Source organism: Mesorhizobium sp. M0019, from assembly GCF_040323975.1.
Taxonomy (GTDB): domain Bacteria; phylum Pseudomonadota; class Alphaproteobacteria; order Rhizobiales; family Rhizobiaceae; genus Mesorhizobium.
In genome coordinates, this window is the sequence record NZ_JAMYVK010000020.1 from 1 (window position 1) to 24,660 (window position 24,660).

Here is a 24,660-nt window from a genome sequence, read left to right on the forward strand (position 1 = left end):
ACGTCTCGCAAGCCATGATCCTTGTCGCAATGGGCGGCAATCTCATCCGCCGAAACGCTCACCCGTGAATTTCAAAACGGACTCTAAGATTGACGAGATTGCCCTCCAAGTTTCGGTTCGCGCCAAGGGGCGCGGAAGTTACATTTCCAGATATAAGGACATACGAAGTCACTTAACTCCCGACGCCCACGGGCTTGTCGAATTCGACGGGCACAATTTTGAATCGGTAACTGCTGAATTGCAACTTGGCAGAAAGAAGCGAACGGTCGGAATTTACGGACCTGGGCTCGATGCGGGCCTGATCGACGTGTCGGAGGATGTCAAACGCCTTCCCAGCGGGCATCCAGAGTACAATAGTATTGCGGCCCAGGTTGACGAGTTGATGGAAGAGTTCCACGAAGGTATGAAGACGTAAGATGCAAAAGATAAATATCTTCGGGATTGTCGGCTGTCATTTAAGGACGCTGAGTAATTCAGAGGGCAAGATACTTTGGTCAGACATGGCATTATTCTACGGATTGCCGCTGGTAATTGCCGATTTTGTCGCCATAATGCATTGGAACATTTCAGGTGATGCCTTTGACCTGTCAATAACGGTCTTCTCGATTTTTGCGGCGTTGCTTTTGAGTGTTCAAGTTGCGCTATATGGCGTGTCACTGAGAGCTATGAACGCACCAAAGGACGATAAAAAAATCAAGTCTTTCAACGCCATCAAGGCATCTAGGAACGTCGTAATCAAGGAGCTCAACGACAACATCTCGTACCTGATAATGCTGGCCGTTGTGTTGGTCACAGTGTTTCTGGCTGCCACTGCAATGAAACTTGAAGGCCCTTTGCTATCGGCGTTCGCGGTCGGTGCTTATGTCCACTTCTTCCTCACGCTTCTTGTCGTGGTGAAGAGAGCTAGCATCGTCTTCTCGCGAGAATATGAGGCGCCGCCGACGTAACGGGACCCCAGTCGAAATAGTTTCCAAATTAGGTCACCACACTGGGATGCCATTGCTGTTAAGGCTGACGGCGATCGCCTTCGCGGCCTCATCACGCCGCCTTCGAAACGTCGAATAGGCCCAGCCGCGGCGCTCGCACTCGACTTCCGTGTGGCGGCCGCGGATTTCGCAGAAACACTGCACCGGGGCCGAGACGCACGGCCGAGGAGTTTCGTGGGTTGGGAGACGCATCTGGCGGTGCGCCGCACTGACTGCCATCATCGAACCGTGTTTCGATAGACCTTCAGCGTTCCGTACGGCTTCGCCTTTCCGAGCCCACACTCATAGTCCGACCGGCTCATGGTCGGGTCGTTGTTGGCGTATGCCGCCGCGCTGACCCAGTCTCGGCACGCTTGGAGGTTCTTCAAGCCGCCCTGCTCTTGCACCACATAAAGGTTGTTGCGGTCAGGGTAGAAGAAGGCATCCACAGTCTCCCAGGGAGCCGACGTTTCTTTCCACCACCAGCCCGCGACCGTTCGCGGCGGATCGCCGAAGGCGAACCAGGCACCCACCGCGGCAATCACGAAGAGCAAACCCCCGCCGTTGTTATCCATCAGCTCCGCCTTCTCCCGCGTTCCAGCCCTCTAGCAAAGCGTTTCGCATGCTACTCCGTCGCCATCACGATCCAGCTTGCGGCCCCATGGACAGTTGCTGAGATACCATCGAGCCTCGTCGCACGAGCTGATTTGCGAGCACGTCCGCCGCGGCTGGCATGAGTAGCTCTGCGCCACTTGCCGTTTGCTGATGATGCCGAGTGGTTGGCTGATCGCCGGCTGCGTCTTTTCTGCGTGCTCGGCTCGCCAATCCCAAGGCGCCTGGAATGTCCCGGCCCATATACCGACCTTCGCCGCCTCTGCCTTGGCCTGCTGCGCTGCATAGGCACCGTGGCTATAGCGGGGCCAATCTAGCGCTTGGCCGTGCTCCACCATCCAACCGGCAACGCTAGCGGCGTCGGCGCGACGGCAGTCGCCAACAAAACGGCCGTAGCGGTCCCAAGTGACGAAACTGCAATGCACAGGCCTCGATGCGGCCAGGAACGTGTCCAGCGCGTTAGCGGCCCGACGCCCGCAGGGATACTCGACGCCCTTCGCGTCGCCGCAGTACTGTCGGCTCTCTGGCGCATCGATGCCATTGAAACGAATCCGTTGACCGCGGATCTCAATCGTGTCGCCGTCGAGGACCGAGGCGACACCAGCGATCGGCGCCGGTGTCGGCCCGCTCCAGTGGGATAGGTTGAGGTCGGGGGCTCGATCGCCGTGCTGCATAATGAGCTGCGTCGCATAGGCTGCCATTGCGGCCAAGGTCACGAACACGAGCCGCTTCGGAAAGCCGGCCAGTTGGCGCAGGCGCCCCAGCTCACGCATTCGCCACTGGTCGGTTCGACCACTATAGCGAGACTTGCCCAACCCCTGTCTCCTCTTGAGGGGCAGAGTGCTTCTAATTGAGGGCCGAGTCTAGAGCCCGAGGGCGGTCGGGCCCTCTTGGCCGGCGGCGCACCGCCATGATCTCGTGCCTCACCGCACCACCACAGTCACAAGGAACGCGACGGCCTCTCCGCTCGTTGATTGCTTTTCGAATCGAGCGGCCGTCATGCCCTCCACCTCAATACGCAAAACGGAATACGATCCCGACAGAAGAATCCTCTCGGTCTGGTTTGTGGCCAGCGGCAAACAGTACAAGTTTCAAGACGTGCCGCCGGAGACCTTTGCTGCGTTCAAAGCGGCCTTCGCCAAGGGCCGCTACTTTAACGATCACATTCGCAATCATTTCCGTTACCGGCTTGTTGCTACCGACGACCGGTGACGACCTTGGAGGAAAGGATAGCGCATCCACCGTTCGAGGGATGCGTTCTGGCGTAACAAAACCTAGACCTGTGTCGTGAGCAAGGGGTCGACTGCCGGCGCAGGGGGTCTAGAGTTCATACCTCCCATGATGCCTACTCTGGTAGCGAAGCCGCCCCAGGGCGACGGATGGACTCACGAGGTCAAGTTCGACGGCTACCGCTCCCAGATCATCATCGACGCCGGCCGGGCGCGCGTGTTCACCCGCCGCGGGCTCGACTGGACGTCGAAATACCGCGACCTCGCCGCAACAGCTAAAACGCTGGACGTTGAGAACGCCATCATCGACGGCGAAATCATCGTTCTCGACGACAAGGGCCTGTCCGACTTCGCCGAACTGCGAAAAGCGATCACGCGGCGCCAGCACGATCTCTATTTCGTCGCCTTCGATTTGCTGCACCTCAACGGTCACGATTTGCGCGACATGGCAGTCGAGGAGCGCCGCGAGATCCTGGAGGGCGTCATCCCGCTGGACATCCGCATCCAGTTCAGCCAGGCGCTGCCGGGCGAGGCAAACGCCATCTATCACCTCGTCGATCAGGCCGGCCTGGAAGGCATGGTATCGAAGCGTCTCGGCAGCAAATATGTGAGCGGCCCGACCACAAACTGGCTGAAAACCAAATGCTACACGATTGGTGAATTCGAACTGCTCGGCGTTGAGCGGGAGCAAGGCAAGCCCACCTTCGCCCTGATGGCGGAGCCCGGCACACGCAAATATGTCGGCAGTGCTTTCGTCAGCATCAACCGCGAAATGCGCGAGCGGCTGTGGAAGCGGGTCCAGGAACATGCCGGCCCACCGCCAAAGAACATGCCAACGCGGCCGGCAACGCAATGGGTCAAGCCTGGGATCAAAGCTCGCGTCAAACATCTCAGGGGCGAGGAAGACCTTCGCCATGCATCGCTGCAGGATTTCTGGGACGAGTAGTCAGCTTTCTACTGCTCCGCCGGAAGCGGTTGGTGTTCCGGCTCGGCATGATGGAACACCTGCCCCAGGTCGCGCGCGTCAAATGTCTGCCCGCAAACCGGACAGTAGATGAAGTGTTTTGACTCGTCCTCGACAGGTCCAGCATGCGGCTTGCCCTTGTACCCGGTCGCGATGTTGTCGGTCCTGATGCGCTGCATTTGGCGGCATCTGGCGCCCGTCTTGCACTCGTCAAGGCCAGCTGGCGAGCTGGCTTCCTTTCACTCCTATTGGCGATGATGAACGAAATGAGAACAAAAGAGTCAAGAGTGCCTTGACCGGAGAGGAAAATGTTCCTCATTTCTAGACATGCCAGAACAACCCGAAAAGTGGCCGAGAGGCGCGCCATGGACGTTGATGAACGCCCACAATGCTGGGCAGGTGGCCCGCATCAGCTGCGGCCACTGCAATATCAAGCGGTTCTATAAGCCGCTGGAACTGCGGGAAGTGATCGGCAACGTCACCATTGATCAGGTGCGGGCAAAGGTCCGCTGTGAAAAATGCGAACGCAAGGAATCGATGAGAGCGGAATTGTTCCATCCTGTCGGGCAAGAATTGGAGACCATGCGTTTCCGGCGCCTAATCGAGATCAGATGGGAGCGACGCGTGGTCTGGAAAGACGAATGATCGCTATCTAACGATGTGCAGAAACAAGATGCCTCCGCGGATCAGGCAAAGGATTGAAAGCGCGATAAGCAAAACAGAAGCCCAGCGAAACGCGTCTCCAACCAATGTGAAGCGCTTCGATCCAGCCGTGTGTTCTGTGTATGGATACTCGTAGCCGTATTTTTCGGCATAGACTGCCCGCATGTATGCGATCTGCGAGAAATAGGCGAAGCCGGGGGCACAAACGGTCAGCAGCAAACTGGCGAACAACCAAAAAAGGATGCTGTTGAACGTCTCGAGATTGTCCGGGCTTGCCGAAAGCCGGCTGTAGTTGGCGCTATAAAAGCCTAACGCCGCTGCGACACCAGCGGCGGCTACCAAGCCAGGCGCCTTCATCGCGTCCGACGAAAACGTCTGGATCTGTGCCGCGTGCACTCTTGCCCTTTCGTCGTTCTTATCGAAAGCGAGTTTGGCGTCGGTGACTCGCTGGCTAATTCTTCTTTGGTCTCAGTCATGGCCTATCTGCGAAGTTGGACCGCAAGGCGCGCCAGGGGCGCGCGCCTCCCAACGAGAGAGTGTCAAAGCGCTGGTAGCCTTGGAGTCGAGAAAAAAACGGCGGTGCTCTGGGGCCTCGACGCCCTCCCTCATCGCGCCCCAAACCCCAATGATTCCAAGAGTGCAAACAGGTCGCCTGTTCTAGCCAGGCTTCTAGTGACCGACTTCCAAGCAGGAGCCGTTCCGCGTTCTCCCCCGTCCAGAACGTCAAGAACGGTGTAGCATCCAGCAACTTCGAAGCCGGCCTCCTCGAGTTTAAGTTTAGCAGCACACATCTGCGACCCGGAGGTCACTATGTCATCAAACAGGACGATTTTTCTGTCCGGTTTTCCGATGATCGCCAGTCTGCCCATGTGCTCGTCCACGTTCCTGGCGCGCTGCTTCAGATGCGCCTTGCCGACGGCGCCGTTCCAACGGAGGTGGTCTTGGGCAATGAGATGACCGCCGCTTCGAGCGGCAATCTGCTTGGCGATCTGCAAGGTCCGAAAAGAATCTTGAGACCCGACCACTGCAGAGCTATTCGGCACTGGGACAATCACAGCGCCAGCGCCGACGTCGGCCAGGACCTTGTCAGCAATCAATTGACAGAGTGAAGCTTCAAAGGCTTCGCGGCGATCAGGCCACACCTTCCCGAGCCCGAACCATCGAAAATTCGCTTTGGCGGCCAGTTGGTCGCCCTTTACTATCTTCTTGATGTGGATGGCGCCCCACTCATGTTCGTTGCGCTCGGCGTCGCCCCATTCCGTCGTCGTATTGTGCCGAACGAGCGACCAGACATTCACATCGGTCATCGACGCAGCGCATCCAGCAACTCACGCGTTGAGGCGAGCACCTTGGTCCTCGGGTGGTTCAAAAACTTCCCCGGCCAGGTCAGGTTGCGATCGTCTGCGACCGACTTCATGATGAACAACCACCGGCCGTTGCGCTGGCATTCCGCGGCTTGATGAAGCGTGCCGGAGGTGTCCGACGCTTCGACGATCACTGTTGCGTCGCTCAACAGGGCCATTACCCTGTTGCGCTTCGGGAAGTTGGCCTTGAAGACGATCGAGCCTTCTTCGAATGGCGAGAGCAGCAGGTGATCGGAATAGATTTCTTCCTGGAGTCGCGAATTCTCGGCTGGATAGGCCTTCGTCAAGGGAGTGCCGATCACAGCGGCCGTCGAACCTCCAGCAGATATCGCAGCCCTATGCGCCACTGAATCTACGCCCTTCGCCAGGCCGCTCATCACCAGGACGCCAGCATCGGCCAACTCCTGGGCCAGCTTGCGAGCACGTTTTGTGCCCATTTCGCTGATGTCTCTTGTACCGACGATCGAGACTGCCGTCTTCGACAGCAGCTCGATATTGCCAGCGTAATGGATGAAAACGTCTTTGGCGCCATACGTCCGAAGCAGATCGAGCTGCTTGTCGCATCCCGTTGAGCGATTGAATTTCTGCAGCAGGAATTGGAGCGTGACCGTGCGCGATTGCTGCGGCGCCCGGTACCGGCTCGCCTTACTCGCAATCGCGTGAGAATTTTCTGCTCGATCGAGCATTGCAGCCGATCCTTGCCTTTGAACACGATGCGCCTATTGACGCGATTCGTCTATCGCTTCGGAAATACCGTGATCGACCGCGCTCCCGCTCTCTCCATATCCGCCTGACTAGCCCAGATCGTCCAAGCGAAACAGGGAGCCTTGATGTCGTTCCCTGTGGATGAATGTTCGGGTTTCAAGGTCGAATACACCAAGGCGTTTCCGATCTTGAGGATGCGCGCCGCGAACGATCATTGCGGCACCTTCAGGCAGTAAGCGGATGACGCCCGGCTGCTCCGCACCGACATTGCTGCGCGGTACGGACCTGTCGTCCTCCATCGCTTCGAGTACCCATTGTGCGCCGTAATTAATGCACGGCTCATTCGGCTCGAATCGGGTGAATTCCGGCCCTTCGAATTCCGGGGCTGATGACGCCAGGATCAAGAAACCGAACGTCTCGTCTTCCGCCTTGCTTGTGACTATTGCCAGGGCCGAGCCGTCGCCTTCGGCATATTGAACCAGTTCGCCAGGCAGTGCCTCCTCCAAGCGCTTGTAAGTCGATCGCGAAAAAACGGCCATCAGAAACCCCCTTGATCAAATCGACAACCGCCAGATCGAGCCCTTTGAGTCGACCTCCGTCTCACGTTTCTGTAGATATGCTGTAGATCGAACCCTTTTTGGTGATCAACTGAAGCTTGCAAAGGCTTGAAAATATTGGCTCCCCGGGCCGGATTCGAACCAGCGACCAACCGGTTAACAGCCGGTTGCTCTACCACTGAGCTACCGGGGAACAGAGGCTCTTGCGTGAGTGGGGCAGCCTATAGCAAACCCGTTTCGGCTTTGCAAAGAAGCATTTCGCATTTTTTCGGTGCTTTTTGGCGCAGGGCTTGCTGGCAATGGCCGGCGAGCGCCCTCATATGAGCTGTCTCTCGCCTGTCACGGAACAGAAAAGGCCGTTGCGGCTTTCTCCGGCTGATGGTGCTACTGATGCAAACGGATCGACATTTCACATGACGGCAATGAGCGACGAACAGCCACCGGCCCGGAAAATCTCGGTCTTCGGCCGCCAGTTCACCATGCCGCGCTCGCGCGGCCTCAGGATTGCGATCGGCGTTGTGCTGATCATCGGCGGCATTCTCGGCTTCCTGCCGATCCTGGGTTTCTGGATGGTACCGATCGGACTGCTGGTGCTCTCCTACGAATTTGCCCTGGTGCGTCGTCATCGGCGCCGCTTCGTCGTCTGGTGGGAGCGACGGCGCCGGCCTGACTGAGATTGCCCCGCTGACGGCCGCCAGCCTGCCATATGTCGGCGAGCGGCGTCGTCCGCCCATACGTTTACCGAGGTTGGTCGAAGCAGCTCTCCAGACGTTCGCAAAGCTCCTTGAGAACGGCGGTAGCCGATGCCAGCCGCGCCCGGTCGCGCGGCGGCAGGCTGTTTGCGCCTTCTATGCTGAGGCGGTCGATGGCATAGCGCACAAGCTCTGCAGACTGCGACAATCCGCGCGACGTGCCGTCCTTCGTAGCTGCTCGACGCATGGCGGAGCCTCCTCTTTGCCCAACGTGGCCGCCGGTTTCGGGTTCCCGCCGCCCAGAATCATGCTTAACGATAAGCTAATATGTTATTGCTAACATGGGCATTGCGTTGATAAGGCAGGGCATGGAATGTCGAGGAACCGTTGGGAATGCATGGTGGCCGCTTGACGGCATTTTCGCCGCAACCTATTGGAGCCGGGTGGAACGCCGGGAGCAATGAGGCCTCGTGGCGGAGTGGTTACGCAGAGGACTGCAAATCCTTGCACCCCGGTTCGATTCCGGGCGAGGCCTCCAATGCCCGAGCTCCCGCGCGTCAGCGCCAGGGGGCTTCAGTTCCGGTCGAAACAGCCGCGGCCTTTGCGCGGCAAGCGGATGGTTGGAACATGAGCGCTGATTTTGCCGAACGCCGGGTGAAGATGGTCGACGGCCAGATCCGCACCACCGACGTGACCAGCGCACCGTTGCTCGAAGCGATGCTTGTCGTGCCGCGCGAGGCCTTTGTCAGCGCCGGCCAGCGCGATCTTGCCTATATCGATGAGGACATCCGCATCGCCGACACGGCCGATGGCCCGCGCTATCTCATGGAGCCGTCGCCATTGGCCAAGCTGATGCAACTGGCCGATATCGGCCCAAGCGATTCGGTGCTCGATGTCGGCTGCGGCACCGGCTACTCGGCGGCGATCCTGTCGCGGCTGGCAAGCTCCGTGGTGGCGCTGGAAAGCGATGAGGCGCTGGCCGAGACCGCCACTTCGACGCTCACGGCGCTGGGCTGCGGCAATGTCACCGTGGTCCACGGGCCGCTGCCGCAAGGCCACGCAGATAAGGCGCCTTACGACGTCATCCTGATCGGCGGCAGCGTCGGGGAGGTGCCGGCGGCGCTGTTCGACCAGCTTGCCGAAGGCGGCCGACTCGTCGCCGTGGAGGGGCAGGGCAATTCGGGCGTAGCCCGGCTTTTTTTTAAGACTGGAGGGGTTGTAACGGGAAGACGCGCATTTAATGCGGCAATTAAGCCACTACCGGGATTCGAACGCATTCCCGCCTTCGAATTCTGAGTGATTTTGCCTTGCAGCGAAGGCGCTGTCATGATCGCTTGCGTTTGAACAATCGTTGCTGATCTGCATAACCGGGCGTTTCTGGGGGCTTTCAGCGGGGGAACGATAAAAAACGCGGCGCCGGCTGATCAGAAGGAGAAGCCAGCGTGGCGCAGTTCCCGTGCAAAACGAATGAGGGAATATAACGTGCCGTCTGTACGCAAGTTGCTTTTTACCGCTGTCCTCGTTTCGGCGACAGCGCTGTCTCCAATGGCCGCCTCGGCCGAAACGATCATCGGGGCCCTTTCAAAGGCCTACCAAAACAATTCCTCGCTCAATTCTTCACGCGCCGGCGTTCGTGTCACCGACGAGGGCGTCGCCATCGCCAAGTCGGGCTGGCGCCCGACCATCACCGGTTCCGCGAGCATCGATTATACCGCCAGCCACAGCAACCGGTTGCACCGAAACATCTCGTTGACCACCGGCAACTTCGGCGTCGAGATCGACCAGACGCTGTTTGACGGTTTTCAGACCAGGAACAATGTGGCGGCCGCCGAATCGCGGGTCCGCGCTTCGTTCGAAAGCCTGCGCAACGCCGAAGAAAACACTCTTTTCAACGCGGCAAGCGCCTATATGGACGTTATCCGCGACCGCCAGGTCGCCGTGCTGACCGAACAGAATCTGCAATTCCTGACCGAGCAGGCGCGTGCGGCGCGTTCGCGCTTCGAGGTCGGCGAAGGTACGCGCACCGACGTCGCGCAAGCCGACGCCCAGCGTGCCTCCGCGGTGGCGCAGTTGAGCGCCGCCCGCGCGACGGCGCTGGCAAGCGCTGCGACCTATCGCCAGATCGTCGGCGACGAGCCGGGCAGGCTCAGGCCGGCTTCGCCGGTGTCGAAGCTGTTGCCGTCGAGCCTCGATGCGGCGATCGCGATCGCATCGGCCGAGCATCCGGCCATCCTCGCCACCGCGCATCTGGTCGACGCGGCGGGGTTTTCGGTGAAGTCTGCCGAAGGCGCGTTGCTGCCGCAACTATCGGCGTCGGCAGGTGTTTCGAGCGCCTATCGCGGCACCGCGCCCGGCTCGCTCTCCTCGACACAGGATGGCGTAACCAATTCGGCGAACATCGGCGCGACATTGACGATACCGATCTATTCCGGCGGCCGGACCTCGGCATTGGTTCGCCAATCAAAGGAATCACTTAGCCAGGCCCGTATCGAGGTCGATGTCAGCCGCGACACCGTGCGCCAGGCGGTGACCTCGGCATGGTCGCAGTACACCGCTGCGCAGCAAAGCGTCACGGCCAACCGGCAGGTGGTCGCCGCCGCGCAGCTTGCCCTGAACGGCGTCATCGAAGAGCGCAATGTCGGCCAGCGCACCACGCTCGACGTGCTCAACGCGCAGGCGACCCTCATCACCGCCAAGATCAATCTTGTTAGCGCCGAACGCGACGTGGTGGTGGCGAGCTATGCCATCCTCTCGGCGGTTGGCCATTTGTCGGCAGACCGCCTTGCGCTCAATGTGACGAAGTACAGGCCCGAAGAGCACTACAACGCCGTCAAGGACAAGTGGATCGGCCTGCGCACGCCGGACGGCCGCTGATCGCCGAGCCGTGTTTTCAGCCCGCGCTCGAACGACGCGCGGGCTTTCAACTCCCGACCCTAATCTGTTGAAATCCGAGATGTCGCCAGATTGGGGATTCTCGCAAGCCGTTCCGTCGGTTACGCTGTTGCCATGATTCGAATCCGGCATTGCCGGACAGGAAATCTGAGAACGAGTCACAAGGGCGGCGGATGTGACGATGGCGACGGCAAGCAGCGTACAGCGCGAACCTTCCATGGAAGAAATACTGGCTTCCATCAGAAGGATCATCGAGGACAGCGATACCGGCCGCAAGCAGCCGGGCGACGCGGACGAGCTGCGCCAGGATCTGCAACCGGCGCCGGCAGCCGGACGGGCAGCGGAGGGGGATGCGTTCCGCTCCGAACTGCGCGGCGGACTGGAGATCGCCAAGCCGGCCACGCGCGCCGAGGTGCAGCCAACGGCCGCGCCGGTCATTGAGCGCCTGGAAACGCCGCTGCGCGCCGGCCCGGCAAAGGCAGCGGTGACGCTGGCTGAGGTGAACACCGCTCCCGAACCGCCCGCAAAGCCGGATCGGCCTGCGACAGCCAAGGCTGCCGAGACGACCGACACCATCATTGCCGATTGGCGGCGCGAGATCGCCGCGGTCGGCGACGCGATGGCCAAGCCGGAGCGCGCCGAGCCACTCCGGACGCCGGACGCCGAGCCGAAAGCCGAGGTTTTCGAGAACGAGGCGACTGCTGGACCTGTGCCGGAGCCTTCGGAAATTGGGCCGGAGCCTTCGGAAAGCGGCCCGGAGCCTTCGAAAACCGGCCCGGAATCTTCGAAAATCGGCCCGGAATCTTCGAAAATCGGATTGGCGCGTCCGGCGGCCAGCGAGGCGCCGCCCGCACGTCCGGCAATCCTTTCGGAGCATACGGGCCGGCAGGTTGCCGCCGCCTTCGGCGAGCTTTCCGACGCGTTTGCCAGCCGCAGCAAGAAGACCTTCGACGAGATGGCCGAGGAGATGCTGCGGCCCATGCTGCAGGACTGGCTGGACAACAACCTGCCGACGCTGGTCGAGCGGCTGGTGCGCGAGGAAATCGAGCGCGTCGCGCGCGGCGCGCAGTAGCAGCTTTCCGGCTTGCGGGCCTAGTTGCGCACAGCCGATGTCCTGAAACGGCCGAATTGCATTAAGCGTCCGCGCGAGGGCGAGTTGCGCGCCACGCATTTCGCCGGAGCAGCCCGCCTGCTATCGTCGATCGATGAACCGCAAACAGACCTACAGCTATCGATTGCGATCTTGGGTGCCCATGCTTACCGACGAGGAGTATCGAGAGATCGTCGGAGACCCTGCGGCGCTTTACTTTCAAACCAAGAGATTCATTTCCAAGAATGGCTTCTGGAAGGAAATGAAACATCCGGCTGCCGATCGCTATCGCGAACGCACCGGGGTCACGCTTGGCCACACGTACTGGCTTCTGCACGTCCGCCGTTCCGACTATGGCCCCGATTGCCCGGCCTGCGGAAAACCATACCGCACGCCAAGGGCGAAATTCTGTGCCGAATGCGGGCATGGGCTTGCCGCCAAGTAAAGACTCATCAGGGCAGCCAGGTGGAACAAACCCGCCGCCCTTGCGGTTGACTTGGCAACAACCTTCCGATTTACACCGGACCACAAATTCCGGACAGCGCGGACCGTTTTCCCATGCTCGAAAAGACCTACGACGCCAAAGCCGTCGAGCCGAAGATTGCCAGGATCTGGGAAGAGGCCGACGCGTTTCGGGCCGGCGCCGGGGCCGAGGAGGGGGCTGAAGCCTTCACCATCGTCATCCCGCCGCCGAATGTCACCGGCTCGCTGCATATGGGTCATGCGCTCAACAACACGCTGCAGGACATTCTGGTGCGCTTCGAGCGAATGCGCGGCAAGAATGTTCTTTGGCAACCAGGCATGGACCATGCCGGCATCGCCACGCAGATGGTGGTAGAGCGCCAGCTTATGGAAAAGCAGATCCACCGCCGCGACCTGACGCGCGATGAGTTCATCGACAAGGTGTGGGAGTGGAAGGCCGAGTCCGGCGGCGCCATCCTCAACCAGCTGAAGCGGCTCGGGGCCTCGGCCGACTGGAGCCGGGAGCGCTTCACCATGGACGAGGGCCTATCCAAGGCCGTGCTCGAAGTGTTCGTGACGCTCTACAAGGAAGGGCTGATCTACAAGGACAAGCGCCTTGTGAACTGGGACCCGAAGCTGTTGACCGCCATCTCGGATCTCGAGGTCGAGCAGCAGGAAGTCAACGGCAACCTCTGGCACTTCCGCTATCCAGTCGAAGGCATGACCTTCGATCCGGAAAATCCGAAGACCTTCATCACCGTTGCGACGACCCGCCCGGAGACGATGCTGGGCGATACGGCTGTCGCCGTCCACCCCGACGACGAACGCTTCCGGCATCTCATCGGCAAGAACCTCATCCTGCCGATCGTCGGCCGCAGGATCCCGGTGGTGGCGGACGAGTATTCCGATCCCGAAAAAGGCAGTGGTGCGGTCAAGATCACGCCGGCGCATGACTTCAACGACTTCGAGGTCGGCAAGCGCCACCGGCTGCCGGCGGTCAACATCCTCACTGTCAATGCGGCGGTGAGCCTCAAGGACAATGAGGACTTTCTCGCCGGACTGGAAGTGACGCCGGAGCGCCAGGCCGTATGGGACAGCCTCGACGGCCTGGACCGTTTCGACGCGCGCAAGAAGATCGTCGAGTTGATGCAGGCGGGCGGCTTTCTCGAAAAGGTCGAGCCGCATCGCCACGCCGTGCCGCATGGCGACCGCGGCGGGGTGCCGATCGAGCCGTTTCTGACCGACCAGTGGTATGTCAATGCGGCGGAACTGGCCAAGCCGGCGATCGCCTCGGTGCGCGAGGGCCGTACCAATTTCGTGCCCAAAAACTGGGAAAAGACCTATTTCGACTGGATGGAAAACATCCAGCCCTGGTGCATTTCGCGCCAGCTCTGGTGGGGTCACCAGATCCCTGCCTGGTACGGGCCGGACGGGCATGTCTTTGTCGAAAAGACCGAGGAAGAGGCGCTCGGTGCCGCCGTCGAATATTATCTGGCGCTGGAAGGGCCGTGGAAGGCCTGGGTCGAGGACAAGCTTGAGAATTTCCAGCCTGGCGAGATCCTTACCCGCGACGAGGACGTGCTCGACACATGGTTCTCGTCGGCGCTGTGGCCGTTCTCGACGCTTGGCTGGCCGGACCAGACGCGGGAGCTGAAGACCTATTACCCGACCGACGTGCTGGTGACCGGTTTCGACATCATCTTCTTCTGGGTCGCCCGCATGATGATGATGGGCTTGCATTTCATGGACCAGGAGCCGTTCCATACGGTCTATGTCCACGCGCTGGTTCGCGATAAGAACGGGCAGAAGATGTCGAAGTCGAAAGGCAACGTCATCGATCCGCTCGAGCTCATCGACGAATACGGCGCCGATGCGCTGCGCTTCACCTTGACGGTGATGGCAGCGCAAGGGCGCGACGTTAAGCTCGATCCGGCCCGCATTGCCGGTTATCGCAATTTCGGCACCAAGCTGTGGAACGCGACGCGCTTCGCCGAGATGAACGAAGTGGCGCGCGACGACGATTTCTGGCTGCAGGACGCCAAGCTGGCGGTCAACCGCTGGATCTTGACGGAGCTGACGCGAGCCGCGCGGGACATAACGGACGGTATCACCTCATACCGCTTCAACGAGGCGGCGGGTGCCGCCTACCGCTTCGTCTGGAACCAGTTCTGCGACTGGTACCTGGAACTGCTGAAGCCGGTGTTCATGGGCACCGACGAGGCCGCCAAGGCCGAGAGCAGGGCATGCGTCGCCTTCGTACTCGACGAGATCTACAAGCTGCTGCATCCGATGATGCCGTTCATGACCGAGGAACTGTGGGCCGAAACCGCCGGCGAGGGCAGGCAACGGCAATCGCTGCTTTGTCATGCGGCATGGCCGTCGCCCGACTTCGAGGACGAGGCGGCCGCCGCCGATATCAACTGGCTGGTCGACCTTGTCTCCGGCATCCGCTCGGTGCGTTCGGAGATGAACGTGCCGCCGGCGGCTATAGCACCGCTCGTGGTGATCGGCGCCAACGACGCGACACACGAAAGGCTCGAGCGTCAGGGCTCGGCTATCAAGCGTCTGGCGCGGGTCGGCGACATCTCGCTCGCCGAGGCGCCACCGAGGGGATCCGCCCAGATCGTGGTCAACGAGGCGACGATCTGCCTGCCGCTCGGCAGCCTGATCGACCTTGCCGCCGAGGCAGCGCGCCTGCACAAGGAGCTTGCGAAGGTGACCGAGGAAATAGCGCGGCTCTACAAGAAGCTGTCCAACGAGAAATTCGTCGCCAACGCGCCGGAAGAGGTGGTGGAGGCCGAGCGTGAAAAACTCGCCGAATATCGCGAGGCGCAAGAGAAGCTTTCGGTGGCATTAGCGCGGGTGCGCGATGCCGGTTGATCGAACAGATTGGGCCGGTTGATCGAACAGATTGGGCCGGCTGATCAAACAAATTGGGCCTGCTGGCCGCAATAGATTCGCCGGTCACGAATCTGCCTTCCAGACAAGCCGCCTGCCACGAAAACGGGCATTCCGCAGCGTAAATCTTGAGGCAAACTGAATGTTTTTGCCCCATTGTTGCCGTAATGTAACAATGGCTGACTGGGCACGCAAAATGCCCTGTTTTGTAGTGATTTAGGGGTTTTTCCCGAGTTTTCTCGTCGATCTGTATTGTGGCGGCCATTTTCCCGCCTCGGTAAGAAGGCCGACACCTTGTCGGAAATGCGTTCAGCCAAGCTGTACATGTACGCACGGCGAATTCGTTGTTGCGCCGTTAACCTGAATTGGTTCTAGCTTGATGCAAGGACATTTCGGGGAGGAGATTCATGTGTTGTTCGCGTCTGAAAGTGCTGCTGGGCGCGGGGGCTTTTTCGCTGGCTTTGGCTGGGACGGTGCAAGCCGGGGGCTTTGACCGGGGCGGCGTCAATATCGACCAGCTGTTCGACGCGGCGCCATATTCGTTCGACGCAGGCGTCACCTATGTTTCGCCACAGCGCAAACTCAAGAATGTGCAGCGTCTCGATGGCTCGGGTTTGTCGACATCGGCGGTGGACGTTGGTGGCGATTATGCGGTGCCGCATGTCGGCATCAAAGCCAACATCTTTGAGCCCGTAGACTGTCTTGCCACCTATACGAGACCGTATGGTGCGGACGCGAATTTCGGCATGAACAACGCCTATTCGCCGACAGCGGTCAAATACGCCGTCGACACAGACGATTTCGGTCTCACCTGCGCCTATAAGGTGAACGTCGGCAAGGGCGCCATACGATTCATCGGCGGTGTCTCCTACCAGCAGGTAGACGCGTTTCTGTCCCGCCAGACACTGCTCGCCTTCGGCAATACCGGCCTCGGCGTATTCAAGCTATCCGACGAGGCATGGGGTTGGCGTGCGGGCGCAGCCTATGAGATCCCCGAGATCGCCCTGCGCGCCAGCCTGATGTACTCTTCGAGCTACAAATATGACGGGCTGTCGGGAACCGTCGACACGACCGGCTTCAGAGGCGCCTTTCCGGCGGATCTGATTCCCGGCTCTACCGGCGTGTACCCAGTCTCGGCGTCGGCTGAGATACCTCAGGCTCTGGAATTCAAGCTGCAGAGCGGTATAGCTCCTGGCTGGCTGGCCTTTGGTTCCGTCCGCTGGCAGGAGTGGAGCAAGCTTGGCGTCATTGCCATCAATGGCGTGCGCAGTCCGGTAACCGGTTTGCCCTCGCCCGTTTCATTCGACCTGCTTTATCGCGACGGCTGGACGGTCACGGGCGGTATCGGGCACAAGTTCACCGATCAATTGTCGGGCGTGGTTTCGCTGACCTGGGATCGCGGCACCTCGACGACCTCCGGCTATCAGTCGGATACCTGGGCCGTTGCCAGCGGCGTCTCCTATTCGCCGAACGACCAGGTCGAGGTCAGGCTCGGCGGCTCGATCGGTGTGCTGACGAGCGGGTCATCGACTTTCAGCGGTGTCGGCGACGTGGCAAATGCCGTTACCTATACCTACGGCAACGACCTGCTTCTCGCCGGTTCGGCCTCCGTCAAGATCAAGTTCTAACTATTAAATTTTAAACGACAAAACGGCCGGGCACTGCCCGGCCGTTTTGTTCGGTGCGTCATCCGGCATTCGGCCAATGCAACAAATTGCCCCCATGATGTTCGCTCCGATAATTGTGACGTTTTGGCAACAGTTTCTGAACAACCCTCGCGCCACCCGGCCGCCCGGGAACATTGCCTATTTCCCGCCATAAACCCGGCGCACCTCGAACTTGTCTCGGGACATGCGCCAAAAGGCTAGGCGAAGAGGCAGGCCGCACTGCCCGCGGCAAGGACGAGTATGGACGCCAGAGCGATCTCCAAGGCCAAGCTGCCGAGCCGCCACGTGACCGTTGGTCCCGAGCGGGCGCCGCATCGCTCCTACCTCTATGCGATGGGGCTGTCGGCGGCCGAGATCGCGCAGCCTCTGGTCGGTGTCGCCAGCTGCTGGAACGAGGCCGCGCCCTGCAACATCTCGCTGATGCGCCAGGCACAAGTGGTCAAGAAGGGCGTGGCGGCCGCCAACGGCACGCCACGCGAATTCTGTACCATCACCGTCACCGACGGCATCGCCATGGGTCATCAGGGCATGAAGTCGTCGCTGGTGTCGCGCGAGGTCATCGCCGACTCGGTCGAGCTCACCATGCGCGGCCATTGCTACGATGCGCTGGTTGGATTGGCCGGTTGCGACAAGTCGCTGCCCGGCATGATGATGGCCATGGTGCGCCTCAACGTACCGTCGATCTTCATCTATGGCGGCTCGATCCTGCCCGGCAGCTACCGTGGCCGGCAGATCACCGTGCAGGACGTGTTCGAGGCGGTCGGCCAGCATTCGGTCGGCACGATCGGCGACGCCGAGCTGCTCGAGATCGAGCAAGCCGCCTGTCCGTCGGCCGGCTCCTGCGGCGCCCAGTTCACCGCCAATACCATGGCCACCGTCGCTGAGGCGATCGGCCTGGCGCTGCCCTATTCCTGCGGCGCGCCGGCACCCTACGAGATGCGCGACCGCTTCAATTTCGCTTCCGGCGAAAAGATCATGGAGCTGATCGCAAGGAACATCCGCCCGCGCGACATCGTTACTATAGAAGCGTTGGAAAATGCCGCGACTGTGGTCTCGGCCACCGGCGGCTCGACCAACGCGGCGCTGCATCTGCCGGCGATCGCGCACGAGGCCGGGATAAAGTTCGATCTTTTCGACGTGGCCAAGATATTCGAGAAAACACCCTACATCGCCGACCTCAAGCCGGGCGGCAAATACGTCGCCAAGGACATGTTCGAGGCCGGCGGCATTCCGCTCTTGATGAAGACGCTGCTCGACCATGGCTATCTTCATGGCGATTGCCTGACGGTGACCGGCCGCACTTTGGCCGAAAATATGGAACATGTTTCCTGGAATGACAGCCAGGATGTGGTCCGTCCCGCCAATAGGCCGATTACCCAGACCGGCGGGGTCGTGGGCTTGAAGGGTAACCTTGCCCCCGAAGGCGCGATCGTGAAGGTCGCAGGCATGGCGGAACTCAAATTCTCGGGTCCGGCACGCTGCTTCGATTCGGAAGAGGAATGTTTCGAGGCTGTTACGCACCGTAACTATAGCGAAGGCGAGGTTCTCGTCATCCGTTACGAGGGTCCGCGCGGCGGCCCGGGCATGCGCGAAATGCTGTCGACGACGGCGGCTCTCTACGGCCAGGGCATGGGCGGCAAGGTGGCGCTCATCACCGACGGGCGTTTTTCGGGCGCGACGCGCGGTTTCTGCATCGGCCATGTCGGGCCGGAAGCGGCAGTGGGTGGCCCGATCGGGCTGCTTAGGGATGGCGACTTGATCTCGATCGATGCGGTGAACGGCACGATCGAGGTTGCATTGTCTAAAGCCGAATTGGCTGCGAGGGCAAAGGCATGGAAGGCGCGCACAACCGACTATCAGTCGGGCGCGATCTGGAAATACGCACAGACGGTCGGATCTGCCCGCGACGGCGCGGTCACCCATCCCGGCGGTGCCAAAGAAACACACTGCTATGCGGACATCTGAGTTGTTGAGGTCGTCTGTCCTTTCGGCACTGGTTGCGCTCGCCACGTTTGGCGCGACCTTGGGCGCCGTCGGCCAGGCCATGGCCTTCGACGACAAGGTGTTCGACGACAAGACCGGCGTGAAGCCGCAGTCGAGCCCGTGGGCGGTGTTCCAGTTTGGCTTTTCCGCCTACAAGAACGGCCATAAGGAGCAGGCCGCGGAAGCCTATAAATATGCCGCCGAGAACGGCCAGATCGGCGCCACCTGGAAGCTTGCGCGCATGTATGCCGAAGGCGATGGCGTGGCGCGAGACGACTACGCGGCATTCAAGTTCTTCTCAGAGATCGTCGACCAGGATGTCGAGCCCGGTTCGCCCGAGGAAAGCTATGTTTCGGACGCGCTGGTGGCGCTTGGCGACTATCTGAGGAAAGGCATTCCCGGCAGCCCCGTCGAGGAAAACGAGGTGGCGGCCCAGGAATATTACATGCGTGCCGCCGCCAACTACCGCAATCCGAACGCCCAGTTCGAGATGGGCCAGATGTTCCTCAAGGGTGAGGGCGGCGTCAAGGCCAGCGTCAAGCAGGCCGGACGCTGGTTCCAGCTGGCGGCCGAAAAGGGCCATGCGGGCGCGCAGGCGACGCTCGGCAACCTGCTTTTCCAAAGCGGCAAGATCGTGCGGGGGCTGGCGATGATGACCGCGGCGCTCGAACGGGCCTCACCTGCCGACCAGCCATGGATCCGCGGCATGCAGGAAGAAGCGTTTGCAGCCGCCGGCGAAGCCGACCGCCGCACCGCGATCTCGCTGGCCGACGACATCCTCACCAAGGGTGGCGGCGACCAGTAGGCCGGCAGAAATTCCGTTTTGAAATCAATTCTCGGTCGGTTCCGCCGGCATGCCGCTGGGCGCCGGTGTTGAGATCGGCGTGCCCTGCAGATGTGGGGCCAGCGTGTTCTCCGGGCAGCCATCCCGCTGCTTTGTCCAGGACGTGTTGTTGAGCACCATCTCGCAACGGGCGAGGTAGCTTTGGCCGGCAAGCGTCAGGCAGGCGACCCGGCCGATCTGGAATGATTTGCCGTTAGCCAGGCACTCTGCATCGGCAAAGGCCGGCGTCGCCACCGCCATCGCAAGCGCGCAGCCGATCGGGCAGAGTGCAAATCGAGTAGTCATGGGAACCCCAGCCACCATGATGATTTCTCATCAAGCACGCGATTTGTGGCGATAAGAGGTCAACTTATCAATGTGCCGCCGGACAGCAGCTCCGGTCAGGCCGGCTGCAGCGCCAGATCGATCGCCACCGGCACGTGGTCGGAGGGTTTTTCCCAGGCGCGCACCTGCTTTTCGATCGAAGCCGAGGAAAACCAGTTGGCGGCTTCGGGCGACAGAAGCAGGTGGTCGATGCGGATGCCGTTGTTCTTCTGCCAGGCGCCGGCCTGATAGTCCCAGAAGGTAAAGACGTCCGGGGCGTCGGTGACGGCACGCACGGCTTCGGTGAAGCCGAGATTCTTCAGCCGCCGGAACGCTTGCCGCGTCGCGGGCTGGAACAGTGCATCGCTTAGCCAATTTTCCGGATACTTCGCGTCGATCGGCTCGGGAATGACATTGTAGTCGCCGGCCAGGACCAGCGACTCTTCCAGAGCAAGCCGCTCCTCGGCCCAGCGCTCAAGTCGCGCCATCCAGGAAAGCTTGTAGGAGAACTTCTTCTCGTCGTCGATCGGGTTGCCGTTCGGCAGATAGATCGAGGCAACGCGCAAGGCGCCCTTGTCGGTCGAGAACACGCCCTCGATGAAACGCGCCTGCTCGTCGGCATCGTCGCCCGGCAAGCCGCGATTGATCTCGTCGAAACGCAGCTTCGACAGGATGGCGACGCCGTTGAAGCCTTTTTGGCCGTAAGTCTCGACATTGTAGCCGAGCGCCTCGATCTCGGCGCGGGGAAACTGCTCGTCGACCGTCTTGATCTCCTGCAGGCAGGCGATGTCGGGCGCGCTTTCCGTCAGCCAATGAGTCAAATTGCCGATGCGGGCGCGAACGCCGTTGATGTTCCAGGTGACGATTTTCATGACGGCCTCGATAGGCTGGTGGTCCGGAGACTAGCGATCCGGTGGATGACGTTCGACAAGGCCGATCGTATTGCCTGCCGGGTCCTTTAGGAAGGCCATCCATTCGCTTTCCCCCGCCTGGCCGAACAGGCCTTCGGTGTCGCGATGGACGAGCGCCGGCGGCGCGGTGAAGGGAACACCGGCGGCCCTTGCCGAAGCGTGGAACTCGTCGAGGCCCGATATGTCGAGATAGACGGTGCCGGCAGGCAGGCCGTCGGTGAAAAGCAGGCGCACGTCGCCGGCCATGATAAAGGCGATGCCCGGCGGATCGAAACGCGCATGCAGGTTCATGCCGAGCACTTCGCGCCAGAACGCCAGCGTCGCATCGAGGTCGCGCCCGGCGGAAAGCGCGACCTGACGGACCGCGCCGATGTCGGGCATTTCTAGATCGAGAAGCTGGTGCCGCAGCCGCAGGAGGCGACCGCATTGGGGTTTCTGATCTGGAACGACTGGCCCATCAGATCGTCGACGAAATCGATCACCGAGCCGCCCATATAGACCAGCGACAGGTCGTCGATCAGCACGGTGGCGCCGTCCTTTTCGATGGCGACGTCGTCGTCATTGCGCCTGTCGACCAGGTCGAACTTGTAGGAGAAGCCGGAACAGCCGCCGCCCTCGACCGAAACGCGCAGCGCCGTCTTACCGGCTTCGCTCGCCACAATCTTGGCGATTCGCCTGGCGGCGGCATCGGTCATCTCGACTTTCATGGCGGTCTTGGCATCAGCGCCCATGGGCGTCACCTTGCTTTCGGTTTCGTATGATAGGTATGAAGCGCGACGGGGCAAGTCAACTGCGGCATACGCTATGACCAACGAGTTGGGCGACATCGGATTCGGCTATCGGCCGCGCGCGGCCTATGCCAGCGACCCGGCGAAGTCGCGCGGGCGGCTGTTCGACGAGGTGGAAAGCCCGACGCGCACGCCGTTCCAGCGCGACCGCGACCGCATCATCCATTCGACGGCGTTCCGCCGGCTGAAGCACAAGACGCAAGTGTTCGTCGCACACGAAGGCGACCATTACCGCACGAGGCTGACGCATTCGATCGAGGTCGCGCAAATCGCACGCGCTCTGGCGCGGGCGCTGCGCGGCGACGAGGACCTGGCCGAGGCGGTCGCCCTGGTGCACGACTTCGGCCACACGCCCTTCGGCCATACCGGCGAGGACGCGCTGAATGAGAAGATGGCCGCCTGGGGCGGCTTCGACCACAATGCGCAGTCACTGCGTGTGGTGACGCGGCTGGAGCGGCGCTATGCCGAGTTCGATGGGCTGAACCTCACCTGGGAAACGCTGGAGGGGCTGGTCAAGCACAATGGCCCGCTGACCGATGCCAAGGGGAAAGGGCTGAAGGGGCCGGTGCCGCAGGCTATCCGCGACTATTCCGAACTGCACGACCTCGAGCTCGACCGCTTCGCTGGTATCGAGGCGCAGTGCGCGGCGATTGCCGACGACATCGCCTACAACACCCACGACATCGATGACGGCTTGAGGGCAGGGCTGTTGACGCTGGATATGCTGGAGGGCGTCTCGCTGCCGGGGTCGATCCTCAAGGGCGTGCGTCAGCGCTATCCGGCGCTCGATGACGTACGCACCGGCCACGAGCTGATGCGCCGGCAGATCACTATCATGGTCGAGGACGTGATCGTCTCGACGACAGCCAATCTGGCGCGCATCAAGCCCGGCAGCGCCGAAGCGGTAAGGGCGGCCGGCGAGCCGATGGTGAGCTTCTCCGCCGAGACGGCCGTATTGGAAAAGGAGCTGAAGGCCTTTCTCTACAAGCACCTCTACCGGCATGCGGAGGTCATGCGGGTGCGCGCCGATGCCGACCAGATCGTCAGGGACCTGTTCGACGTCTATTTCGCCGATCCGCGCGCTATGCCGGATGGCTGGCGCGAAGGGCTCGACCGGGCAGAGGACCGCGTCAAGGCGCGCAGTGTTGCCGATTTCCTGGCCGGCATGACGGACACTTATGCGCTTAAGGAACACAGGCGTTTGTTTGACCATACGCCGGATTTGAGCTAGGGCGGGCGCGATTTTGCCGGCCAACGAGCCGGATCCCTGCAATCCGTCAGAGCCATAGCAATGAACATCTTCGCCGATTTCAACGCGCGAATCATAAAGGCCGTCGAAGCGCTTGATTTGAAAGACAAGGATGGCGTGTCGCCGGACCTGTCGCGCATCGCTGTCGAGCCGCCGCGTGATGCCAGCCATGGCGACCTCGCGACCAATGCTGCCATGGTGTTGGCCAAGCCGACCGGCCAGAACCCGCGTGCGCTGGCCGAAAGGCTGGCCGAGGCGCTGCGCGCCGACGAGGATATCGCGGCCGCCGAGATCGCCGGCCCGGGCTTCGTCAATCTCAGGCTCAAGGACGGCTTCTGGCAGGCGCATCTGACGGCGATGCTCGGCGAAGGCCGCAACTATGGCCGCTCGACTATCGGCGGCGGCAAGAAAACCAATGTCGAATATGTCTCGGCCAACCCGACCGGCCCGATGCATGTCGGCCATTGCCGGGGTGCTGTAGTCGGCGACGCGCTGGCCAATCTGATGGCCTTCGCCGGTTACGACGTGACCAAGGAATACGTCATCAACGATGCCGGTTCGCAGATCGACGTGCTCGGACGCTCAGTCATGCTGCGCTACCGCGAAGCGCTCGGCGATGAGATCGGCGACATTCCGGCCGGGCTTTATCCAGGCGACTATCTGATCCCCGTTGGTCAGGCGCTGGCCAGCGAATTCGGCCGCTCCCTGCTGCAGATGCCGGACGAAGAGGCGCTTGCCATCGTCAAGGACAGGACGATCGATGCGATGATGGCGATGATCCGCGAGGACCTGGCGCTGCTCAACGTGCATCACGACGTCTTCTTTTCCGAGCGGACGCTGCATGCCAACAATGCCAAGAAGATTCGCTCGGCGATCAACGACCTGACGCTGAAGGGCCACATCTACAAGGGCAAGCTGCCGCCGCCCAAGGGCGAGAAGCCGGACGACTGGGAGGACCGCGAGCAGACGCTGTTCCGCTCGACCGCGGTCGGCGACGACATGGACCGGGCGCTGGTCAAGTCGGACGGCACCTTCACCTATTTCGCCGCCGATGTCGCCTACCTCAAGGACAAGGTCGATCGCGGCTTCGTCGACCTGATCTATGTGCTTGGCGCCGATCATGGCGGCTACGTGAAGCGGCTGGAAGCGCTTGCCCGGGCGATTGCCGGCGACGAGGTCAAGCTTACCGTGCTGCTTTGCCAGTTGGTGAGGCTGTTTCGCGCCGGCGAGCCGGTACGTATGTCGAAGCGGTCGGGCGAGTTCGTGACCTTGCGCGAAGTGGTGGAGGAGGTCGGCCGCGACCCGATCCGCTTCATGATGCTCTACCGCAAGAACGACGCGCCGCTCGACTTCGACTTCGCCAAGGTGACCGAGCAGTCGAAGGACAATCCGGTGTTCTACGTGCAGTATGCCTCGGCGCGCTGCCATTCGGTGTTCCGGCAGGCGAGCGAGCAATTGGGCGAGGCCATGTTCGACCGCAACCAGCTGGCCGCCCAAGTGGCTTTGCTGACCGACGAGGGGGAGATCGGCCTGATCAGGAAGCTCGCCGAATATCCTCGGCTGATCGAAGCCGCGGCGCTCGCGCTCGAGCCCCACCGGCTGGCATTTTACCTCTACGAACTCGCTTCCAGCTTCCACGGACACTGGAACCGGGGCACCGATAATCCCGACTTACGTTTTGTTAAGGTTAACGACCGACAATTGACGCATGCCAGACTAGGGCTGGTGCAGGCTGTTTCGGACGTTTTGACGTCCGGCCTGACGCTGATCGGAGCCAATGCGCCCACCGAAATGCGTTAGGTTTGAGTAAAAAACCTGTCAC

The 24,660-nt window shown here is 61.2% G+C and carries 28 protein-coding genes and 2 tRNA genes; 17 read left to right on the forward strand and 13 right to left on the reverse strand.

Features of this window, described 5'->3' with window-relative positions:
* Together NKK47_RS16035 and NKK47_RS16040 are read left to right on the forward strand one after the other, a co-directional pair.
* Positions 1-415, forward strand: a 415-nt coding sequence (locus NKK47_RS16035; protein WP_352577572.1) for a hypothetical protein, incomplete at its 5' end; no start/stop codon positions are given.
* 1 nt (position 416) lies between these two features.
* Complete coding sequence (locus NKK47_RS16040; protein WP_352577573.1) at positions 417-947, forward strand: hypothetical protein; 531 nt, start codon at positions 417-419, stop codon at positions 945-947.
* Positions 948-1,204: 257 nt separating this feature from the next.
* Here the strand turns inward: NKK47_RS16040 and NKK47_RS16045 are convergent, their stop codons facing one another.
* Together NKK47_RS16045 and NKK47_RS16050 are read right to left on the reverse strand one after the other, a co-directional pair.
* On the reverse strand, positions 1,205-1,540 hold the full coding sequence (locus tag NKK47_RS16045) for a hypothetical protein (RefSeq protein ID WP_352577574.1): 336 nt from the start codon (positions 1,538-1,540) through the stop codon (positions 1,205-1,207).
* Positions 1,541-1,570: 30 nt separating this feature from the next.
* Entirely contained in the window at positions 1,571-2,392 is an 822-nt protein-coding gene (locus NKK47_RS16050; protein ID WP_352577575.1) for a thermonuclease family protein, read from the reverse strand.
* A gap of 184 nt (positions 2,393-2,576) precedes the next feature.
* On the opposite strand from NKK47_RS16050, the gene NKK47_RS16055 reads away from it, so the two are divergent.
* Together NKK47_RS16055 and NKK47_RS16060 are read left to right on the forward strand one after the other, a co-directional pair.
* A complete protein-coding gene (locus tag NKK47_RS16055) occupies positions 2,577-2,789 on the forward strand; it encodes a KTSC domain-containing protein (RefSeq protein WP_352577576.1) in 213 nt (70 codons plus the stop codon).
* A gap of 126 nt (positions 2,790-2,915) precedes the next feature.
* Positions 2,916-3,752 carry an ATP-dependent DNA ligase gene (locus NKK47_RS16060; RefSeq protein ID WP_502905001.1) on the forward strand — a complete coding sequence of 279 codons (837 nt, stop codon included), beginning with the start codon at positions 2,916-2,918 and terminating at the stop codon, positions 3,750-3,752.
* A gap of 8 nt (positions 3,753-3,760) precedes the next feature.
* On the opposite strand, the gene NKK47_RS16065 is transcribed toward NKK47_RS16060, so the two are convergent.
* Complete coding sequence (locus NKK47_RS16065) at positions 3,761-3,949, reverse strand: hypothetical protein (protein WP_352577577.1); 189 nt, start codon at positions 3,947-3,949, stop codon at positions 3,761-3,763.
* A gap of 196 nt (positions 3,950-4,145) precedes the next feature.
* Here NKK47_RS16065 and NKK47_RS16070 point away from each other — a divergent pair, with 196 nt between their 5' ends.
* Positions 4,146-4,415: a hypothetical protein gene (locus NKK47_RS16070; RefSeq protein WP_352577578.1), complete on the forward strand. Its 270-nt coding sequence runs from the start codon at positions 4,146-4,148 to the stop codon at positions 4,413-4,415.
* A 3-nt stretch (positions 4,416-4,418) separates the two neighbouring features.
* Here the strand turns inward: NKK47_RS16070 and NKK47_RS16075 are convergent, their stop codons facing one another.
* From NKK47_RS16075 to NKK47_RS16095, 5 genes are all read right to left on the reverse strand, one after another.
* On the reverse strand, positions 4,419-4,829 hold the full coding sequence (locus tag NKK47_RS16075; RefSeq protein ID WP_352577579.1) for a hypothetical protein: 411 nt from the start codon (positions 4,827-4,829) through the stop codon (positions 4,419-4,421).
* Positions 4,830-5,038: 209 nt separating this feature from the next.
* Positions 5,039-5,740, reverse strand: a complete 702-nt coding sequence (locus tag NKK47_RS16080) for a phosphoribosyltransferase (RefSeq protein ID WP_352577580.1) — start codon at positions 5,738-5,740, stop codon at positions 5,039-5,041.
* Positions 5,737-6,483 carry a DNA-processing protein DprA gene (locus NKK47_RS16085; protein WP_352577581.1) on the reverse strand — a complete coding sequence of 249 codons (747 nt, stop codon included), beginning with the start codon at positions 6,481-6,483 and terminating at the stop codon, positions 5,737-5,739. Before NKK47_RS16085 ends, NKK47_RS16080 begins: the two co-directional genes overlap by 4 nt.
* A 108-nt stretch (positions 6,484-6,591) precedes the next feature.
* Positions 6,592-7,041 (reverse strand): hypothetical protein, encoded by a 450-nt coding sequence (locus NKK47_RS16090; RefSeq protein WP_352577582.1) that lies wholly within the window; start codon positions 7,039-7,041, stop codon positions 6,592-6,594.
* 136 nt (positions 7,042-7,177) lie between these two features.
* Positions 7,178-7,252, reverse strand: a tRNA-Asn gene (locus tag NKK47_RS16095).
* Positions 7,253-7,472: 220 nt separating this feature from the next.
* On the opposite strand from NKK47_RS16095, the gene NKK47_RS16100 reads away from it, so the two are divergent.
* Positions 7,473-7,733 (forward strand): hypothetical protein, encoded by a 261-nt coding sequence (locus tag NKK47_RS16100; RefSeq protein WP_023676401.1) that lies wholly within the window; start codon positions 7,473-7,475, stop codon positions 7,731-7,733.
* A gap of 64 nt (positions 7,734-7,797) precedes the next feature.
* On the opposite strand, the gene NKK47_RS16105 is transcribed toward NKK47_RS16100, so the two are convergent.
* Positions 7,798-7,998: a hypothetical protein gene (locus tag NKK47_RS16105; RefSeq protein WP_156937330.1), complete on the reverse strand. Its 201-nt coding sequence runs from the start codon at positions 7,996-7,998 to the stop codon at positions 7,798-7,800.
* Between the two features lie 217 nt (positions 7,999-8,215).
* On the opposite strand from NKK47_RS16105, the gene NKK47_RS16110 reads away from it, so the two are divergent.
* The 9 genes from NKK47_RS16110 to NKK47_RS16150 all read left to right on the forward strand — a co-directional run bounded on the left by NKK47_RS16110 (position 8,216) and on the right by NKK47_RS16150 (position 19,548).
* Positions 8,216-8,289 (forward strand) — tRNA-Cys (locus tag NKK47_RS16110).
* Between the two features lie 89 nt (positions 8,290-8,378).
* Positions 8,379-9,047: a protein-L-isoaspartate O-methyltransferase family protein gene (locus NKK47_RS16115; RefSeq protein WP_352454512.1), complete on the forward strand. Its 669-nt coding sequence runs from the start codon at positions 8,379-8,381 to the stop codon at positions 9,045-9,047.
* 186 nt (positions 9,048-9,233) lie between these two features.
* On the forward strand, positions 9,234-10,625 hold the full coding sequence (locus NKK47_RS16120) for a TolC family outer membrane protein (RefSeq protein ID WP_352451400.1): 1,392 nt from the start codon (positions 9,234-9,236) through the stop codon (positions 10,623-10,625).
* 199 nt (positions 10,626-10,824) lie between these two features.
* Complete coding sequence (locus tag NKK47_RS16125) at positions 10,825-11,715, forward strand: DUF2497 domain-containing protein (protein WP_352577583.1); 891 nt, start codon at positions 10,825-10,827, stop codon at positions 11,713-11,715.
* 133 nt (positions 11,716-11,848) lie between these two features.
* Positions 11,849-12,178 (forward strand): zinc ribbon domain-containing protein, encoded by a 330-nt coding sequence (locus NKK47_RS16130; RefSeq protein ID WP_352451398.1) that lies wholly within the window; start codon positions 11,849-11,851, stop codon positions 12,176-12,178.
* Positions 12,179-12,291: 113 nt separating this feature from the next.
* A complete protein-coding gene (locus NKK47_RS16135) occupies positions 12,292-15,075 on the forward strand; it encodes a valine--tRNA ligase (protein ID WP_352577584.1) in 2,784 nt (927 codons plus the stop codon).
* 425 nt (positions 15,076-15,500) lie between these two features.
* Positions 15,501-16,721 carry an OmpP1/FadL family transporter gene (locus NKK47_RS16140; RefSeq protein WP_352454509.1) on the forward strand — a complete coding sequence of 407 codons (1,221 nt, stop codon included), beginning with the start codon at positions 15,501-15,503 and terminating at the stop codon, positions 16,719-16,721.
* A 279-nt stretch (positions 16,722-17,000) separates the two neighbouring features.
* On the forward strand, positions 17,001-18,725 hold the full coding sequence (ilvD, locus tag NKK47_RS16145) for a dihydroxy-acid dehydratase (RefSeq protein WP_352577585.1): 1,725 nt from the start codon (positions 17,001-17,003) through the stop codon (positions 18,723-18,725).
* Positions 18,712-19,548, forward strand: a complete 837-nt coding sequence (locus NKK47_RS16150; RefSeq protein ID WP_023678939.1) for a tetratricopeptide repeat protein — start codon at positions 18,712-18,714, stop codon at positions 19,546-19,548. The genes ilvD and NKK47_RS16150 overlap by 14 nt, the downstream gene beginning before the upstream one ends.
* A 24-nt stretch (positions 19,549-19,572) precedes the next feature.
* On the opposite strand, the gene NKK47_RS16155 is transcribed toward NKK47_RS16150, so the two are convergent.
* From NKK47_RS16155 to erpA, 4 genes are all read right to left on the reverse strand, one after another.
* Entirely contained in the window at positions 19,573-19,890 is a 318-nt protein-coding gene (locus NKK47_RS16155; protein ID WP_352454507.1) for a hypothetical protein, read from the reverse strand.
* 77 nt (positions 19,891-19,967) lie between these two features.
* Complete coding sequence (gene xth, locus NKK47_RS16160) at positions 19,968-20,762, reverse strand: exodeoxyribonuclease III (RefSeq protein WP_352577586.1); 795 nt, start codon at positions 20,760-20,762, stop codon at positions 19,968-19,970.
* A gap of 30 nt (positions 20,763-20,792) precedes the next feature.
* On the reverse strand, positions 20,793-21,182 hold the full coding sequence (locus NKK47_RS16165) for a VOC family protein (protein ID WP_352470415.1): 390 nt from the start codon (positions 21,180-21,182) through the stop codon (positions 20,793-20,795).
* 2 nt (positions 21,183-21,184) lie between these two features.
* Positions 21,185-21,532 (reverse strand): iron-sulfur cluster insertion protein ErpA, encoded by a 348-nt coding sequence (gene erpA / locus NKK47_RS16170; protein WP_254818314.1) that lies wholly within the window; start codon positions 21,530-21,532, stop codon positions 21,185-21,187.
* Positions 21,533-21,605: 73 nt separating this feature from the next.
* On the opposite strand from erpA, the gene NKK47_RS16175 reads away from it, so the two are divergent.
* A complete protein-coding gene (locus NKK47_RS16175; RefSeq protein WP_352454504.1) occupies positions 21,606-22,820 on the forward strand; it encodes a deoxyguanosinetriphosphate triphosphohydrolase in 1,215 nt (404 codons plus the stop codon).
* A 60-nt stretch (positions 22,821-22,880) separates the two neighbouring features.
* Positions 22,881-24,638 (forward strand): arginine--tRNA ligase, encoded by a 1,758-nt coding sequence (argS, locus tag NKK47_RS16180; protein ID WP_352577587.1) that lies wholly within the window; start codon positions 22,881-22,883, stop codon positions 24,636-24,638.
* The last annotated feature ends 22 nt before the right edge of the window (positions 24,639-24,660 follow it).

Coding starts and splice junctions, on each gene's coding strand:
- NKK47_RS16040 (WP_352577573.1), top strand. CDS start 417: ATGCAAAAGATAAATATCTTCGGGATTGTCGGCTGTCATTTAAGGACG.
- NKK47_RS16045 (WP_352577574.1), bottom strand. CDS start 1,540: ATGGATAACAACGGCGGGGGTTTGCTCTTCGTGATTGCCGCGGTGGGT.
- NKK47_RS16055 (WP_352577576.1), top strand. CDS start 2,577: ATGCCCTCCACCTCAATACGCAAAACGGAATACGATCCCGACAGAAGA.
- NKK47_RS16060 (WP_502905001.1), top strand. CDS start 2,916: ATGATGCCTACTCTGGTAGCGAAGCCGCCCCAGGGCGACGGATGGACT.
- NKK47_RS16065 (WP_352577577.1), bottom strand. CDS start 3,949: ATGCAGCGCATCAGGACCGACAACATCGCGACCGGGTACAAGGGCAAG.
- NKK47_RS16070 (WP_352577578.1), top strand. CDS start 4,146: ATGAACGCCCACAATGCTGGGCAGGTGGCCCGCATCAGCTGCGGCCAC.
- NKK47_RS16080 (WP_352577580.1), bottom strand. CDS start 5,740: ATGACCGATGTGAATGTCTGGTCGCTCGTTCGGCACAATACGACGACG.
- NKK47_RS16085 (WP_352577581.1), bottom strand. CDS start 6,483: ATGCTCGATCGAGCAGAAAATTCTCACGCGATTGCGAGTAAGGCGAGC.
- NKK47_RS16090 (WP_352577582.1), bottom strand. CDS start 7,041: ATGGCCGTTTTTTCGCGATCGACTTACAAGCGCTTGGAGGAGGCACTG.
- NKK47_RS16100 (WP_023676401.1), top strand. CDS start 7,473: ATGACGGCAATGAGCGACGAACAGCCACCGGCCCGGAAAATCTCGGTC.
- NKK47_RS16105 (WP_156937330.1), bottom strand. CDS start 7,998: ATGCGTCGAGCAGCTACGAAGGACGGCACGTCGCGCGGATTGTCGCAG.
- NKK47_RS16115 (WP_352454512.1), top strand. CDS start 8,379: ATGAGCGCTGATTTTGCCGAACGCCGGGTGAAGATGGTCGACGGCCAG.
- NKK47_RS16125 (WP_352577583.1), top strand. CDS start 10,825: ATGGCGACGGCAAGCAGCGTACAGCGCGAACCTTCCATGGAAGAAATA.
- NKK47_RS16130 (WP_352451398.1), top strand. CDS start 11,849: ATGAACCGCAAACAGACCTACAGCTATCGATTGCGATCTTGGGTGCCC.
- NKK47_RS16135 (WP_352577584.1), top strand. CDS start 12,292: ATGCTCGAAAAGACCTACGACGCCAAAGCCGTCGAGCCGAAGATTGCC.
- NKK47_RS16140 (WP_352454509.1), top strand. CDS start 15,501: ATGTGTTGTTCGCGTCTGAAAGTGCTGCTGGGCGCGGGGGCTTTTTCG.
- ilvD (WP_352577585.1), top strand. CDS start 17,001: ATGGACGCCAGAGCGATCTCCAAGGCCAAGCTGCCGAGCCGCCACGTG.
- NKK47_RS16150 (WP_023678939.1), top strand. CDS start 18,712: ATGCGGACATCTGAGTTGTTGAGGTCGTCTGTCCTTTCGGCACTGGTT.
- NKK47_RS16155 (WP_352454507.1), bottom strand. CDS start 19,890: ATGGTGGCTGGGGTTCCCATGACTACTCGATTTGCACTCTGCCCGATC.
- xth (WP_352577586.1), bottom strand. CDS start 20,762: ATGAAAATCGTCACCTGGAACATCAACGGCGTTCGCGCCCGCATCGGC.
- NKK47_RS16165 (WP_352470415.1), bottom strand. CDS start 21,182: ATGCCCGACATCGGCGCGGTCCGTCAGGTCGCGCTTTCCGCCGGGCGC.
- erpA (WP_254818314.1), bottom strand. CDS start 21,532: ATGGGCGCTGATGCCAAGACCGCCATGAAAGTCGAGATGACCGATGCC.
- NKK47_RS16175 (WP_352454504.1), top strand. CDS start 21,606: ATGACCAACGAGTTGGGCGACATCGGATTCGGCTATCGGCCGCGCGCG.
- argS (WP_352577587.1), top strand. CDS start 22,881: ATGAACATCTTCGCCGATTTCAACGCGCGAATCATAAAGGCCGTCGAA.